The sequence below is a fragment of the Cupriavidus sp. SK-3 genome, from assembly GCF_000611145.1.
In the GTDB taxonomy this organism is placed as follows: Bacteria; Pseudomonadota; Gammaproteobacteria; order Burkholderiales; family Burkholderiaceae; genus Cupriavidus.
On sequence record NZ_JFJV02000102.1, the window covers coordinates 154,243 to 168,552 of the forward strand.

The following is a 14,310-nucleotide window of genomic DNA, read 5'->3' on the forward strand; positions in this document are numbered from 1 at the left end:
CCCGCCAGCGGTGTCGGACCACTGGCGGGGCGTTGCCCCGCACCGCCTCGCGACCTACGGAGGACTGAGTGCGGGGCGTTCGGGTTCATACGCGAGGCTTGTGGCCTTGCGAATTACTTGCGGTTCAGCAGCAGGCCGATCAGCAGGCCAACTCCGGCAGCCACGCCGACGGCGCGCCACGGGTGGTCGTGTACATAGTCATCGGTGGCGCGTGCGGCCGCCTTGCTCTTGGTGACTACGGCGTCCTGCAGGTCCTGGGCCTTTTCCTTGGCTTGCTTCAGCAGGCCCATGCCGCGCTCGCGCAGTTCGGCAGCTTTCTCGCCGGTGGTCGAGGCCGCTTGCTTAAGCAGTTCTTCGGCATCGGACAAAACGGTCTTGACATCGCTCATCAGTTTCTCCTGTTTGCGGGCGGTGGTTTCGGATTGTGACATTTTGCCTTCCTCGCACGTTCTCGGGCAGCTTCTCACCCTCTTTACTAGCATATGCGGGGAACCGCCGTGGTTTCAACACCACGAGTCCGACACCGTGTGTGGGACATTGACGCAGACAAAGGTCCTAAGACAAAAAGGTGATTTTGTAGTGACTTTATATTCGTTTGGGTTGGATCGCAATCTCACTACACTGGTTCAACCCGAATTTGCCCCCTTGGAGGACACCCTTATGACACTACGTCTTGGCGACATCGCACCGGATTTCGAGCAGGATTCCAGTGAAGGCCCGATTCGCTTTCATTCATGGCTTGGCGACAGCTGGGGCGTTCTGTTTTCGCACCCCGCCGACTTCACGCCGGTCTGCACGACCGAGCTGGGTCTGACGGCGAAGCTAAAGGGCGATTTTGCCAAGCGCAATGTCAGGGCGATCGCGCTGTCGGTCGATCCTGTCGAGTCTCATCGAGAGTGGATCAAGGACATCGACGAGACCCAGGGTACCACGGTCAATTTCCCCATCCTAGCCGATGGCGACCGCAAGGTTTCCCAGCTCTACGACATGATCCACCCCAATGCGAACGAGACCCTGACGGTGCGTTCGCTGTTCGTGATCGATCCGAAAAAGAAGGTGCGCCTGATCATCACCTACCCGGCCAGCACCGGGCGCAACTTCAACGAGATCCTGCGCGTGATCGATTCGCTGCAGCTCACCGACAGCCATAGCGTTGCCACGCCGGGCAACTGGCAGGACGGCGACGACGTGGTGATTGTGCCCTCGCTGAAGGACGAGGAGGTGATAAAGCAGAAATTTCCGAAGGGTTACAAGGCCGTGCGGCCTTACCTGCGGCTGACGCCGCAACCCAACAAGTAAGCAGCCGGCGGGGCGCGCTGCGCCCGGCCGGCTGGCCAGTGTTGTACAACGATGGGCTCGCCCGTCGTCTCTCCTTGGTAGTGTGCTTGGCCCGGCTTCGCAGCCGGGCCTTTTTAATTTTCTGCGGGAGAACGGGCGGTCCGGCTTCCGGGCCCGGGAATTTAGAAGAAGGCCTGGATGCCGGTCTGGGCGCGGCCCAGGATCAGGGCGTGGATGTCATGGGTGCCTTCGTAAGTGTTGACCACTTCGAGGTTGACCACGTGACGGATCACGCCGAACTCGTCCGAGATGCCGTTGCCGCCGAGCATGTCGCGCGCGACGCGGGCGATGTCCAGCGACTTGCCGCAGGAGTTGCGCTTCATGATCGAGGTGATTTCCACCGCGGCGGTGCCTTCGTCCTTCATGCGGCCCAGGCGCAGGCAGCCTTGCAGGCCCAGCGTGATCTCGGTCTGCATGTCGGCCAGCTTCTTCTGGATCAGCTGGTTGGCCGCCAGGGGGCGGCCGAACTGCTTGCGGTCCAGCGTGTACTGGCGCGCGGTGTGCCAGCAGAATTCGGCCGCGCCCAGGGCGCCCCAGGCGATGCCGTAGCGGGCCGAGTTCAGGCAGGTGAAGGGGCCCTTCAGGCCGGATACGCCCGGCATCAGGTTCTCTTCCGGCACGAACACCTGGTCCATGACGATTTCACCGGTGATCGAGGTGCGCAGGCCGACCTTGCCATGGATGGCCGGAGCCGACAGGCCCTTCCAGCCCTTTTCCAGGATAAAGCCGCGGATGGCTTCCTTGCCGTCGTCGCCGACCAGCTTGCCCCATACCACGAACACATCGGCGATCGGCGAGTTGGTGATCCACATCTTGGCGCCGGAGAGTTCATAGCCGCCCGCCACCTTCTTGGCGCGCGTGACCATGGAGCCCGGGTCCGAGCCGTGGTTGGGTTCGGTCAGGCCGAAGCAGCCGATCCACTCGCCGGTGGCCAGCTTGGGCAGGTATTTCTGCTTTTGCGCCTCGCTGCCGAACTCGTGGATCGGCACCATCACCAGCGACGATTGCACGCTCATCATCGAACGGTAGCCCGAATCCACCCGCTCCACTTCGCGCGCGATCAGGCCGTAGGCCACGTAATTCAGGCCGGGGCCGCCGTATTCCTCGGGAATGGTGGGGCCGAGCAGGCCGAGTTCGCCCATCTCGCGGAAGATCTCGATGTCGGTCTTCTCGTTGCGGAACGATTGCAGTACGCGAGGTGCGAGCTTGTCCTGGCAATAGGCCAGTGCGGCATCGCGCACCATGCGCTCGTCGGCGCTCAGCTGGTCGTCCAGCAAGAGGGGGTCGGCCCAGTGGAATTCGGCGTTGGCAGCCATATTACGTCTCCTTCGATAGTGCAGGTCGGTGCAGGTCGGGATGGGCAGCCGCGCGGGCCGGCCCTGAATTCATGAATTATCGGCGCATTCCGCGCTCTGCCGAGGACTCTTTGAGTTCCGCATTGCGGAACCTTGTTCCGATGATGTAGTATATCGCAATGCGCGGTCCGTGCAATAGGCGCGCGCCTTCATCCCACCCGCGGAGACTTCCTTTGGCCACCGAATCGCAAGCCACGCCCGCAGCAGATGTCGTCAGCGCCACACCGCGCGAAAGCGATCCCAATTTCGTCACCGCGCTGGCGCGCGGCCTTGAGTTGCTGCGTTGTTTCCGCACCGGTGAATCGATGCTCGGCAACCAGGATTTCGTGCGCCGCACCGGCTTCCCCAAGGCAACCGTGAGCCGGCTGGCCGGCACGCTGGTGCAACTGGGCTACCTGCGCTACGACGATAGCCTGGGCAAGTACGCGCTCGATGCCGGCGTGCTGGCGCTGGGATATTCCTACCTCTCCGCTTCCAACGTAGTCACGCTGGCGCGCCCGCACATGCTGGCGTTTGCCCAGGCTTACGGGGTATCCGTGTCGCTGGGCAAGCGGGAGCGGCTGGAGGTGATCTATCTTGAATCGATCCGGAACGATGCGGGTGTGATGCTCGGGCTGGGGGTAGGGTCGCGCCTGTCGCTGGTGTCGAGTTCGATGGGGCGCGCCTACCTGGCTGCCTTGCCGGCTGCCAGGCGCGAGCGGGTGCTGGCGGAGTTTGCCCAGGCTTATCCGGAGCAGTGGAAAACGCAGGAGGCGGCGATGCGTGCCACGGTGGCGGAGGCCGCGACCCTGGGTTACGCGGCGTCATTCCGCGACTGGCATCCTGCCATCCACGCGTGCGCGGTGGCGTTCCGGCCAGTGGGAGAGAAGGAATTGCACATGCTCAGTTGCAGCGCGTCCTATGGCTCGGTCGAGGAAGCGGTATTTCACGACAAGCTGGCGCCGGCCTTGCGCGCGCTGGCGGCGCGGCTGTCGGACCCGGCGCTCTGAGCGCTCGGGGGCGGCGGTACCGGCCTGGCCAGCACCGCCTTGCGGTCGCGCTCTTACAGATCCGTGCGCAGCTTCCACAATTCGGGGAACAGCACCACGTCGAGCATCTTGCGCAGGTAGCTGACGCCCTCTGTGCCGCCGGTGCCGCGCTTGAAGCCGATCACGCGCTCCACGGTCGTGACATGGCGGAAGCGCCACTGCCGGAAGGCGTCTTCCAGGTCGACGAACTTCTCGCCCAGTTCATACAGTTCCCAGTGCGCCTCTGGCTGGCGATAGACTTCCAGCCACGCGGCTTCCACCGAGGCGTTTTCGCCGGCCGGCAGGGTCCAGTCGCGCTCGATGCAGGTCGCATCGATGGCAAAGCCGCGCCGTGCCATCAGGCGGATCGCCTCGTCATACAGCGATGGCGTGCGCAGTGCTTCCTCCACCAGGGCCAGGTGTTCGGGCTGGTGTGCATGCGGGCGCAGCATGGCGGCGTTTTTGTTGCCGAGGATGAATTCGATCTCGCGGTACTGGAAGGACTGGAAGCCGGACGACATCCCCAGGTAGGGACGCATCGCCGAGTATTCCGGCGGTGTCATGGTGGCCAGCACATTCCACGCCTGCACCAGTTGCTCCATGATGCGCGACACCCGCGTGAGCATCTTGAAGGCTGGCGGCAACTGGTCCTGGCGCACGCATTCGCGCGCGGCGCGCAACTCGTGCAGCGCCAGCTTCATCCATAGCTCGCTGGTCTGGTGCTGCACGATAAACAGCATCTCGTTGTGCTCGGGCGAGAGCGGATGCTGGGCGTTGAGGATCTTGTCCAGCGCCAGGTAATCGCCGTAGCTCATCTCCTTGGCGAAATCCATCTGGGCGTCGTGCCAGCTGGCGTCGTCGCCGCTGGTTTCCTTTACGCTCAGGCCCGCGCCCGACATCGGGCATCCTTTGTTGCTATTCATTTTGCGTTCTCCTGCTCAGGTCACCTGGCCGCGGGTCTGGTGGCGCTCGGCCTTGTAGCTGCCGCTGTCCAGCACATCGCGCATGATTTCGACCGCATCCCACACTTCCGTGAAGCTGGTGTACAGCGGGGTGAAGCCGAAGCGCGCGACACGCGGCTCGCGGTAGTCGCCGATGACGCCGCGTTCGATCAGGGCCTGCACCAGCCCGAAGCCGTCCGGATGGGCAAAGCTGACATGGCTGCCGCGGCGCGTGTGGGCGCGGGGGGTGACCAGTTCGAGCGGGTGATGGCCGCAGCGTGCCTCCACCAGCGCGATAAAGAGATCGGTCAGTTGCAGCGACTTGGCGCGCAGCGACTGCATGTCGGTCTGGGCAAAGATATCCAGGCCGCATTCGACCATGGCCAGCGAGGTGATGGGCTGGGTGCCGCACAGGAAGCGGGCCACGCCTTCGCGGGGGCGATAGCCGGGTTCCATCGCGAACGGCGCGGCATGGCCCCACCAGCCGGACAGCGGTTGCCAGAAAGCGTCGCGCAGTGCCGGCGCGACCCACAGGAAGGCGGGCGAGCCCGGGCCGCCATTCAGATATTTGTAGGTGCAGCCAACCGCATAATCGGCCTTGGACGCGTTCAGCGCCACCGGCACCGCGCCGGCTGAATGGGCCAGGTCCCATACGGTGAGCACGCCGCGGGCGTGCGCCATCTCAGTGAGGCCTGCCATATCCAGCATTTCGCCCGTCTTGTAGTTGACGTGGGTCAGCATCAGCACGGCGGTGTCGGCGTCGACCGCCGCATCGATTTCCTCGGGGGCGTTCACCAGGCGCAGCGAGTAACCCTGCTGAAGCAGGTCGGCCAGCCCTTGGGCGATGTAGAGGTCGGTGGGGAAATTGCTTGCCTCCGACACGATGACCTTGCGCTTCGGGTCGCGCGTCTGCTGCACGCGCAGCGCGGCCGCCAGCACCTTGAACAGGTTGATCGACGTGGTATCTGTGACGACGATTTCATCCTCGCCGGCGCCCACCAGCGGTGCCAGCATATTGCCCAGGCGTTGCGGCAGCTCGAACCAGCCGGCGGTGTTCCAGCTGCGGATCAGGCCCGTGCCCCACTCCTCGCTTACCACGTTGGCGGCACGTGCCGCGGCGCTGCGCGGGCGGGCGCCCAGCGAGTTGCCGTCGAGATAGATCACGCCGTCCGGCAGTGCGAACTGTTCGCGCAGGCTGCGCAGCGGGTCCTGCTGGTCAAGGGCGAGGCATTGCTCGCGGGTCATTGCAGTCATGGGTGAGAGGTTTCCTGGAGGGGGCGGTTCGGTGGGTTCAGGTCAGGCTGCGCAGCACGGCGCGTACCGGGCTCGCATCGAGTCCGGCAAAGCGCAGGGGCAGCGCGATCAGTTCGTAGTCGGCTTCCGGCACCGCGTCGAGCACCAGTCCTTCAAGGATGGCGAGACGATGGCGGCGCACCATGTTGTGCGCGTCCATGGTCTTGGATTCCTGCGGGTCCAGCGAAGGCGTATCGATGCCGACCAGCGCGACGCCATGCGCGGCCAGCAGCGCGATGGTCCCTGGCGCGACCGCGCAGAAGCCGGGATCCCACTGCGCCAGCGGAGCTTGCCGGTAAGTGCGCAGCAGCACACGTGGCGGCACGCCCGCGAGGGCATGCCCGATATGGTGCGGTTCGACCAGCGGGCTGGCGCCGATGCAATGGATCACCCGGCAAAGGCCGAGATAGGGCGCCAGGTCCACTTCACCGATGGGCGCGCCGTCCGCGGCGTAGTGCAGCGGTGCGTCGGCATGCGCGCCGGTGTGCGGCGACAGCGTGATGCGCCCGACATTGACCGGGCAGTGCGCGTCCATCTGCCAGGCGGCTTGCTGCTGGAAAGGCGTGTCTCCGGGCCACACAGGCGTGTCGGGCGAGAGCGGCGGGCTGATGTCCCACAGCTGGCGCTGGATGTCGGGGGCGGGGTGGTTTGTCATTGGATGGCTGATGCCGGGGGCCGGCGTTCCGGTGCTCTACGTGGAGCGGATGACGGCATGATAGTCAATATTCCGGGCAAGAGGCTTGCTAATTGACCGCGTTGCCGGTGCATATTTCGCATAGAATTTCATGAATGAATGAAGCCATGGAAGAATCTGCGAAATGAACCTCGATCCCATCGATTTACGCATCCTGACCTGCCTGCAGGAGAACGGGCGCATCAGCAACCAGGACCTGGCCGACCGCGTGGCGCTGTCGCCTTCAGCCTGCTTGCGGCGGGTCCGGCTGCTGGAGGAGAGCGGGGTGATCGGCGGCTACCGCGCCTGGTTCGATGCCGAAATGCTTGGCCTGGAGCTGGAAGCGATCGTGCAGGTGTCCATGCGCCCCGAAACGGAGGGATGGCACGACACGTTCAACGCGGCGGTGCAGGCCTGGCCCGAAGTGGTGTCGGCCTACATCATCACCGGCGACAGCAACTACATCCTGAAGGTGCAGGCGCGCAATCTCAAGCATTACTCGGATTTCATCGTCAACCGGCTCTATCGCACGCCCGGCGTGATGGATATCCGTTCGAACATCGTGCTGCAGAGGATCAAGACCGACGGGTCGCCGCTGGCGGTGATCAAGGGCGATCCGTCGTCCTGAGCCGCCGCCCTGGCGCCAATCAGCGCGGCGAATGCAGCGCGATCAGCCGGCGCAGGGTGTCCTTGAGCTGGTCGCCTTGCTGCGGGCCGAAGTCGTCCAGCACCTGCTGCTCGTGCGCGGCGGCTTGTTCGAGCAGTGCGCGGGCGCGGGCGCGGCCGCGCGGGGTGATCGAGACCAGCGCATGCCGGCGGTCGTCCGCGCCGTTGCGGCGCGCGACAAGGCCGCTGGCGGCCATGCGGTCGATCAGCTTGGTCAGGGTGGGTTGCTTGGTCAGCGTGATATCGGCCAGGGCGCCGATGGTGCAATCCGGCCGGTCGGCCAGCGTGGCGAGCACGCGCCATTCGGGCACGGAGAAGCCCGCCGCTTCCACCTGCCGGTGGAATTCGCCCGACACCAGGTAGCTGGCCCGCGCCAGCAGATAAGGCAGGTAGCCGTCGACAAAAGCGGGCTTGGGCGAATCCGTCATGGCTGCGATGGCCTTGTGCGCCTGCGTTTCAGTCCGTCAGCGGGCGGGTGGTGGCAAAGCGGCCGTCGTGGAACACCAGCGGGTTGCCCGCGCTGTCGTGCACGCCGCAACGTTCCACCTCGCCCACGAAGATGACGTGGTCGCCCTCGTCGTAGCGGCTGCGGTTGTGGCATTCGAACCAGGCCAGCGCATTGGCCAGGATCGGCAGGCCGGTCTCGGAGAGGCGGTAGTCGACACCGGCGAAGCGGTCGCCCTTGAGCGTGGCGAAGCGCTGGCACAGATCGAGTTGCGATGCCGACAGCACATTGATGATGTAGTGCGAACCGTCGCGGAACATCGGCAGGCTGTTGGCGCGCGTGGCCATGCTCCACAGTACAAGCGGCGGATCGAGCGAGACCGAGTTGAACGAACTGGCGGTGATGCCCACGAACGGCGCACCCGGCGGCGAGCCGGGGCCCGCACGGGTGGTGATGACCGTCACGCCGGTGGCGAACTGGGACAGCGCGCGCCGGAAGTGCAGCGTATCGAAATCGGGAGAGGCGGCCTTGCCGGAGGCCTCAGGCATGCCCATCGTGCGGGCTCCACTGGGATCCATGAAATTTCATATATTATTTGCGCCAGCGACAAGAATCACAAGCACAAGCTAATGCGCCCGGCGGCGGCATCGGTGGGCAGACCCACCAAGACTGCCGCCGGGACCATGCCAAGACCACGGCAGGATCGCACCAGGAGGAGACAAATGCTCATCGAGCAAATCGAGCACCGCTGGCTGGCGGCTTTTCGGCGCACCCTTGAACTGTGCGCCCTGACCGCCCAGGAAGTGGTTGGGATTGTAACGGAGTCCCAATCCCGACGCGTCAATGTGGAGTTGGCTGAACTGGCCGTGCAATCGCTCGGCGCCACGCCGGTGCGCCTGCGGGTACCGTCCCCGGCGCTTCAGGCGCCAGCGCCGGTGCGTTCCACCGGGGCCAGTGATGCCCTGCAGCAACTGGCACCCGTGGTAGCCGCCTTGCAGCGCTGCCACCTGGTGATCGATTGCACCGTGGAGGGCCTGCTCCATGCGCCCGAACTGCCCCTGATTCTGAAAGGCGCCGACGGCATCGTGCCGCGCCTGTTGATGGTCAGCAACGAACACCCCGAAATCCTGGAGCGCTGCCTGCCCGATCCCGCGCTGGAGGGCAGCGTGCGCGCAGCGATGAAGCGGCTGCGCGGCGCGCGCGAGATGCGCGTGCACTCGGCGGCAGGCACCGAGTTGCGCGTCGGCCTGGCAAGCGCGCGCGTGGGCGGTGTCTGGGGCTACTGCAACAAGCCGGGCCAGGTCGCGCACTGGCCGGGCGGCCTTTGCCTGGCATTCCCCGCCGGCGGGCAGGTGAACGGCACCCTGGTGCTGGCGCCAGGCGACGTCAACCTGACCTTCAAGACTTACCTGCGCGACACCATCGTCTGCCATATCGAGGATGACTACATGGTCGGCATCGAAGGGCAGGGCATGGACGCCGACATGATGCGCGGCTACTACGCGGCCTGGGCCGACCGCGAAGGCACGCGCGATGCCTACGCGGTCTCGCATGTGGGCTGGGGCCTGAACCCGCAGGCCCGCTGGGATGCCATGACCTTCTATGACAAGCGCGACTGCAACGGGACAGAGTTGCGCGCCTTTGCCGGCAACTTTCTCTATTCCACCGGCGCCAACGAGGTGGCCGGCCGCCATACGCTGGGCCACTTCGACCTGCCGCTGCGCAACTGCACGATCACGCTCGACGGCGCGGGCGAGGTCGACGAGGGCCGGCTTGCCAGTCCAGGCCAATCCACCAAGGCGGATGCATGAGCATGAACGCAGACACGAATCTCCAGATTCTCCCCAATGGCGTTGCCGTGGTCGCACAGGGCACAGGGCCGGTAGCCGTCTTGATGCTGCATGGCATTGGCGGAGGCAAGGCCGCGTGGCCGGCGCAACTCGATGCGCTGTCGCAGGCGGGTTATCGCGCGGTAGCGTGGGACATGCCAGGCTATGGCGATAGCGCCCTGATCGCGCCTTACGATTTTGCCGGGCTGGCGCAAGCCTTGCAGCCGGTATTCCAGGCCGAGCGCGATGCCGGCAGGCGCGTCGTGCTGCTGGGCCACAGCATGGGCGGCATGGTGGCGCAGGAAGCTTACGCAGCCATGCCCGGCCTGATCGACGGCATGGTGTTGTCCGGTACCTCGCCCGCGTTCGGCAAGGCCGACGGGCAGTGGCAGCGCGATTTCGTTGCAGCGCGCACGGCACCGCTCGATGCCGGCAAGACGATGGCGCAGATGGCGGCCGGACTGGTGCGCGCCATGGTCGCGCCGGATGCCGATGCGCAAGCGGTGGCGTTCGCGGCCAGCGTGATGGCAGCGGTGCCGCCAGACACCTATCGCGCCGCGCTGCAGGCGCTGGTGCGTTTCGACCGGCGCGAAATGCTCGCGCGCATCGGCGTGCCGGTGCTGGCGCTGGCGGGCGAGCACGATGCCAATGCGGCACCGGCCGTGATGGAGCGCATGGCGCAGAAAATTGCCGGCGCCGAGTATCTGTGCCTGCCGGGGGTGGGGCACCTGGCCTGCATGGAGCGGCCGGCGGATTTCAATGCCGCCGTGCTGGGCTTCCTCGGCCGGCATTTCCCCGTGCGCTGAATACGGCGCCGCCGGTCAGCGAGCACAAAAATTACCAACGAGGCATCGCCGCGTGCAAGCGGCGCCCCGGGAGACAACAAACATGCCACTGGACTTCATCCCTGCCGTCGGCAGCGCCGATTTCACCGAAACGCAGGCGCGCCTGCTGACACTGGCCAACCGGCTGGGCCGCGAACGCTTTGCCCCGCGCGCGGCGCAGTGGGACCGCGAGGCCAGCTTCCCCTTTGCCAACTACGACGACCTGCGCGAAGCCGGGCTGCTGGCCTTGTGCGTGCCGCGCGAGTTCGGCGGCGAGGGCGCGGACTTTGCCACCTATTGCATGGTGGGCGCGGAGATCGGCCGCTTCTGCGGCGCCACCGCGCTGACCTACAACATGCATATCTGCTCCACCATGTGGACCGGCATGTTGGCCGACGGCATCGCCATGACGCCTGAGCAGCGTGCCGAACACGAGGCGCGGCGGGAACTGCATTTCGCCCGCGTGGTCAGGGACGGCGCGATCTATGCCCAGCCCTTCTCCGAAGGCTCGGCCGCTGCCGCCGGGCGCGCGCCGTTCGGCACCAGCGCGCGCAAGGTGGAAGGCGGCTGGGTGCTCAACGGCCGCAAGATCTTCGCCTCGCTGTCGGGCGCGGCCGACTACTACGGCATCCTCTGCACGGAGGAGTGCGCGGACCATTCGCCCGATATGCGCGACACGCTCTATATCGCGGTGCCGGGCAATGCCGGAGGCCTTACCGTGACCGGCGAGTGGGACCCAATGGGCATGCGGGGCACGGTGTCGCGCACGCTGCTGCTCAAGGATGTGTTCGTCGCCGACCAGGAGCAGCTGATGCCGCGCGGCGTCTACTACAAGGCTGCGCAGACCTGGCCGGCGATGTTCTTCACGCTCTCGCCCACCTATCTCGGCGTGGCGCAGGCCGCCTACGATTTCACCGTGCAGTACCTGCGCGGCGAAGTGCCGGGCCAGCCGCCGGTGAAGCGCCGCATGTATCCCACCAAGCAGATCGCGGTGGCGCAGATGCGCATCCAGCTAGAGAACATGCGCTCGATCTTCTGGCGCGTGATTCACGAAGCCTGCGCCAGTCCGTCCAAGGATGCGCGCATGCGCCTGTACGCCGCCCACTACACGGTGATGGAAGGCGCCAACGATATCGCCCGGCTGGCGATCCGCACCTGCGGCGGCCAGTCCATGCTCAAGGACCTGCCGCTGGAGCGCCTCTATCGCGATTCGCGCTGCGGCGCGCTGATGCTGCCCTGGACCGCGGAGCTGATCATGGACCGCATGGGCCGCGAGGCGCTCTACGAAGCGGGTGAGCGCGACGAATGAGCGAGCGTGCCGACCGGCTCTTTGCCGGCACCACGGATCCGGGCGCCTTGCTGCGCGCGCTGCATGCGCACGTGAGCGCCGCACCGCAGCGTCCGGCGCTGCATAGCCAGGGCTGCACCATCAGCTATGGCACGCTGTGGCGGCGCGTGGAGAGCGTATGCGCCCACCTGGCCGGCACCTGGGGCGTGCGGCCGGGCGATCGTGTGGCCACGCTGTGCCTGAACCACGATCTGCAACTCGCGCTGCTGTTCGCGTGCGCCAGGCTGGGGGCCATCTTCGTACCGCTGAACTTTCGCCTGGCAGTGCCGGAGTTGAGCGCTATCGCCGCGCATGCGGGCATTCGCATGCTGTTCCACGACGCTCCGCACGCGCAGGCCGCGGCGGAGGTGGCGGCAACTGCCATGCACGCGCCCATCGATAGCCTGATCGACCGGCCGGCAGCGCTGGACACGCGGCTGCCGCAGCCATCGCTGCCGCCCGGGCAGGCGCCGCTGCTGCTGGTCTACACTTCCGGCTCCACGGGCCAGCCCAAGGGCGCGCTGCATACGCAGGCTGGCCTGCTGGCCAACGCCCGCGCGAGCTGGTGGGCGCACGGCATGACGCAGGACGACCATATCTTGTCGGTGCTGCCGCTGTTCCATGTTGGCGGCCTTTGCATCCAGACCTTGCCGGCGCTGCTGGCCGGGGCGCAGGTGACGCTGCACCAGCGCTTCGCGCCGGAGTCCTGGCTCGCTGCACTGGCGCAGACGCGAGCCACGTTGGCGCTGATGGTGCCGGCCACGCTGCGCGCGGTGCTCGAGCATCCCGGCTGGCCGCCTGCGGATCTGTCCTCGCTGCGCGGCGTGATGGCGGGCTCTTCGCCCATTCCCCGCGCGTACATCGATGCCTTTCACGCGCGCGGCATTCCGCTGGGGCAGGTCTACGGCGCCACCGAAACGGGACCGGTGTCGGTCGTCCTGCGCCTGGACGAGGCCATGGCGCGGCCGGGCTACGCAGGCTGGCCGCAGCCGGAGGTGCGGGTGCGGCTGGCCGGCGCGGATGGCACCGAGGTGGCCGATGGCGAAGTCGGCGAACTCTGGCTGGCCGGCGCCAACCTGATGCAGGGTTACTGGCGGCAGCCGGACCATCCGGACTTCCGTGACGGCTGGTTCCACTCCGGCGATCTAGCCCATCGCAATGCCGACGGCTGTATCGAAGTGGTCGGGCGCAGCAAGGACATGATCATCTCCGGCGGCGAGAACATCTATCCGGCCGAGATCGAGAATGTGCTGCTGGGCCTGCCCGGCGTGCAGGACTGCGCGGTGGTTGGCCTGCCCGATCCGCGCTGGGGCGAAGTGCCGGTCGCGGTCGTGGTGCCGGCCGCGGGGGCGGACCGCGCCGCGCTGGCGCAAGAGGCGCTGCGCGAAACGCTGGCCTTGTCCATTGCGCGCTTCAAGCTGCCGCGGCGGGTGGTGCTGCTCGACAGCCTGCCCAAGAGCGCGCTAGGCAAGGTACTCAAGCCGCAATTGCGGGCCATGCTGGCAATGTCGTCTGGCTGACGCGCGCCTGGCCGCGCGCGCGTCTGCTATTGACCCCGCAAGGCCTCCGCCAGGAAGTCCACGAATATGCCGACCTTGCGTTGCAGATGGCGATGGCTTGCATAAAGCGCGTAGATGCTGCGTCCGGCAAGCGCATGCTCAGGCAGCACCCTGACCAGCTCGCCGCGCGCCAGCAGCGGCAGCGCGATGAACGACGGCAGCGCGCCAATGCCCATCCCGGCCAGCAGCATGTCGCTGAGCAGCAGGCTGTTGTTCGCCGAGAAGCGGGCCGGTACTTCGATGCTGGTGGTTCCCAGCGGCCCCTCCAGGTGCCAGCTGCCCGGATAGTCGGCCAACTGGTAGGCAAGGCAATCGTGGCCGCGCAGGTCCTCGACGCTGCGCGGCGTGCCGCGGGCTGCCAGGTAGCCGGGTGCGGCGCAGATGAACTGCTCGACCTCGCCCAGCCGCCTTGCAATCAGGGACGAGTCCGTCAACGCGGAGCGGATGCGCAGCGACACGTCGAAACCCTCCGACACCACGTCCAGCAGCCGGTCGTCCAGGGTCAGTTCGACCTGCAGCTGCGGGTAGCGCGCCATGAATGCCACCAGGATCGGCGAAAGCACCTTGAGGCCGAATGAGAGCGGCGCATTCACGCGCAGGCGGCCGCTGATCTCCTCCTTGCCCGCCGCCGTGGCCCGCTCCAGCGCATCCAACTCGTCGAGCAGGCGGCAGCATTCGGCAAAGTAGGCGCGGCCGGTTTCCGACAGGCTCATGCGCCGCGTGGTGCGCAGGATCAGCAGCGCGCCCAGGCGCGCCTCCAGTTGACGCACCTGCTTGCTGACCGCCGCGGTCGAGTGCCCGAGATCGGCGGCGGCCTGGCTGAAGCTGTCGCGCTCCACGACCCGGCGGAAGGTGCGCATGGCCGCAAGCAAATCCATATATTTTCCCCTGGGTTGAATATGTTTGTCGGAATGCGCAGATTATCTACCGAAGAATGCCTAATAGGATGGCGACATGGCTTCCACGTTGCTGTGGAAAGCGCCAACCTTTCAGGAGTTCGCATGTCGCAATCCATCACGTCCCATCCCGCCCGCGCCGCCGGGCGCCGGTTCG

Annotated in this window: 15 protein-coding genes; 7 read left to right on the forward strand and 8 right to left on the reverse strand. The window is 66.3% G+C overall.

Features of this window, described 5'->3' with window-relative positions:
• Nucleotides 1-113 precede the first annotated feature (113 nt).
• Nucleotides 114-431 (reverse strand): DUF883 family protein, encoded by a 318-nt coding sequence (locus CF70_RS10730; protein ID WP_324291756.1) that lies wholly within the window; start codon nucleotides 429-431, stop codon nucleotides 114-116.
• Nucleotides 432-660: 229 nt separating this feature from the next.
• On the opposite strand from CF70_RS10730, the gene CF70_RS10735 reads away from it, so the two are divergent.
• A complete protein-coding gene (locus tag CF70_RS10735; RefSeq protein WP_035863958.1) occupies nucleotides 661-1,299 on the forward strand; it encodes a peroxiredoxin in 639 nt (212 codons plus the stop codon).
• Nucleotides 1,300-1,460: 161 nt separating this feature from the next.
• Here the strand turns inward: CF70_RS10735 and CF70_RS10740 are convergent, their stop codons facing one another.
• Nucleotides 1,461-2,654 (reverse strand): acyl-CoA dehydrogenase, encoded by a 1,194-nt coding sequence (locus tag CF70_RS10740; RefSeq protein ID WP_035863960.1) that lies wholly within the window; start codon nucleotides 2,652-2,654, stop codon nucleotides 1,461-1,463.
• A 212-nt stretch (nucleotides 2,655-2,866) separates the two neighbouring features.
• Here CF70_RS10740 and CF70_RS10745 point away from each other — a divergent pair, with 212 nt between their 5' ends.
• On the forward strand, nucleotides 2,867-3,682 hold the full coding sequence (locus tag CF70_RS10745) for an IclR family transcriptional regulator (RefSeq protein ID WP_035863962.1): 816 nt from the start codon (nucleotides 2,867-2,869) through the stop codon (nucleotides 3,680-3,682).
• A gap of 53 nt (nucleotides 3,683-3,735) precedes the next feature.
• Here the strand turns inward: CF70_RS10745 and kynA are convergent, their stop codons facing one another.
• From kynA to kynB, 3 genes are read right to left on the reverse strand one after another with little or no spacing between them, the layout of a single operon-like run.
• Complete coding sequence (gene kynA / locus CF70_RS10750; RefSeq protein WP_035863964.1) at nucleotides 3,736-4,623, reverse strand: tryptophan 2,3-dioxygenase; 888 nt, start codon at nucleotides 4,621-4,623, stop codon at nucleotides 3,736-3,738.
• A gap of 15 nt (nucleotides 4,624-4,638) precedes the next feature.
• Entirely contained in the window at nucleotides 4,639-5,895 is a 1,257-nt protein-coding gene (gene kynU / locus CF70_RS10755; protein ID WP_035863966.1) for a kynureninase, read from the reverse strand.
• 37 nt (nucleotides 5,896-5,932) lie between these two features.
• Nucleotides 5,933-6,589 (reverse strand): arylformamidase, encoded by a 657-nt coding sequence (gene kynB, locus CF70_RS10760; RefSeq protein ID WP_035863968.1) that lies wholly within the window; start codon nucleotides 6,587-6,589, stop codon nucleotides 5,933-5,935.
• A 163-nt stretch (nucleotides 6,590-6,752) separates the two neighbouring features.
• Between kynB and CF70_RS10765 the strand changes: the two genes are divergently transcribed.
• Nucleotides 6,753-7,235, forward strand: a complete 483-nt coding sequence (locus CF70_RS10765; RefSeq protein ID WP_035863970.1) for an Lrp/AsnC family transcriptional regulator — start codon at nucleotides 6,753-6,755, stop codon at nucleotides 7,233-7,235.
• 19 nt (nucleotides 7,236-7,254) lie between these two features.
• Here the strand turns inward: CF70_RS10765 and CF70_RS10770 are convergent, their stop codons facing one another.
• Nucleotides 7,255-7,701 (reverse strand): MarR family winged helix-turn-helix transcriptional regulator, encoded by a 447-nt coding sequence (locus tag CF70_RS10770; RefSeq protein WP_035863973.1) that lies wholly within the window; start codon nucleotides 7,699-7,701, stop codon nucleotides 7,255-7,257.
• Nucleotides 7,702-7,729: 28 nt separating this feature from the next.
• Nucleotides 7,730-8,272: a flavin reductase family protein gene (locus CF70_RS10775; protein WP_035863975.1), complete on the reverse strand. Its 543-nt coding sequence runs from the start codon at nucleotides 8,270-8,272 to the stop codon at nucleotides 7,730-7,732.
• Nucleotides 8,273-8,440: 168 nt separating this feature from the next.
• On the opposite strand from CF70_RS10775, the gene CF70_RS10780 reads away from it, so the two are divergent.
• The 4 genes from CF70_RS10780 to CF70_RS10795 all read left to right on the forward strand — a co-directional run bounded on the left by CF70_RS10780 (nucleotide 8,441) and on the right by CF70_RS10795 (nucleotide 13,218).
• Complete coding sequence (locus CF70_RS10780; RefSeq protein WP_035863977.1) at nucleotides 8,441-9,529, forward strand: hypothetical protein; 1,089 nt, start codon at nucleotides 8,441-8,443, stop codon at nucleotides 9,527-9,529.
• A 2-nt stretch (nucleotides 9,530-9,531) separates the two neighbouring features.
• Nucleotides 9,532-10,353, forward strand: a complete 822-nt coding sequence (locus CF70_RS10785; protein WP_035863979.1) for an alpha/beta fold hydrolase — start codon at nucleotides 9,532-9,534, stop codon at nucleotides 10,351-10,353.
• Between the two features lie 82 nt (nucleotides 10,354-10,435).
• Entirely contained in the window at nucleotides 10,436-11,680 is a 1,245-nt protein-coding gene (locus CF70_RS10790) for an acyl-CoA dehydrogenase family protein (RefSeq protein ID WP_035863981.1), read from the forward strand.
• Nucleotides 11,677-13,218 carry a class I adenylate-forming enzyme family protein gene (locus CF70_RS10795; protein ID WP_051648244.1) on the forward strand — a complete coding sequence of 514 codons (1,542 nt, stop codon included), beginning with the start codon at nucleotides 11,677-11,679 and terminating at the stop codon, nucleotides 13,216-13,218. Before CF70_RS10790 ends, CF70_RS10795 begins: the two co-directional genes overlap by 4 nt.
• A gap of 26 nt (nucleotides 13,219-13,244) precedes the next feature.
• Here the strand turns inward: CF70_RS10795 and CF70_RS10800 are convergent, their stop codons facing one another.
• Nucleotides 13,245-14,135, reverse strand: a complete 891-nt coding sequence (locus CF70_RS10800) for a LysR family transcriptional regulator (RefSeq protein WP_035863984.1) — start codon at nucleotides 14,133-14,135, stop codon at nucleotides 13,245-13,247.
• Nucleotides 14,136-14,310 lie beyond the last annotated feature (175 nt).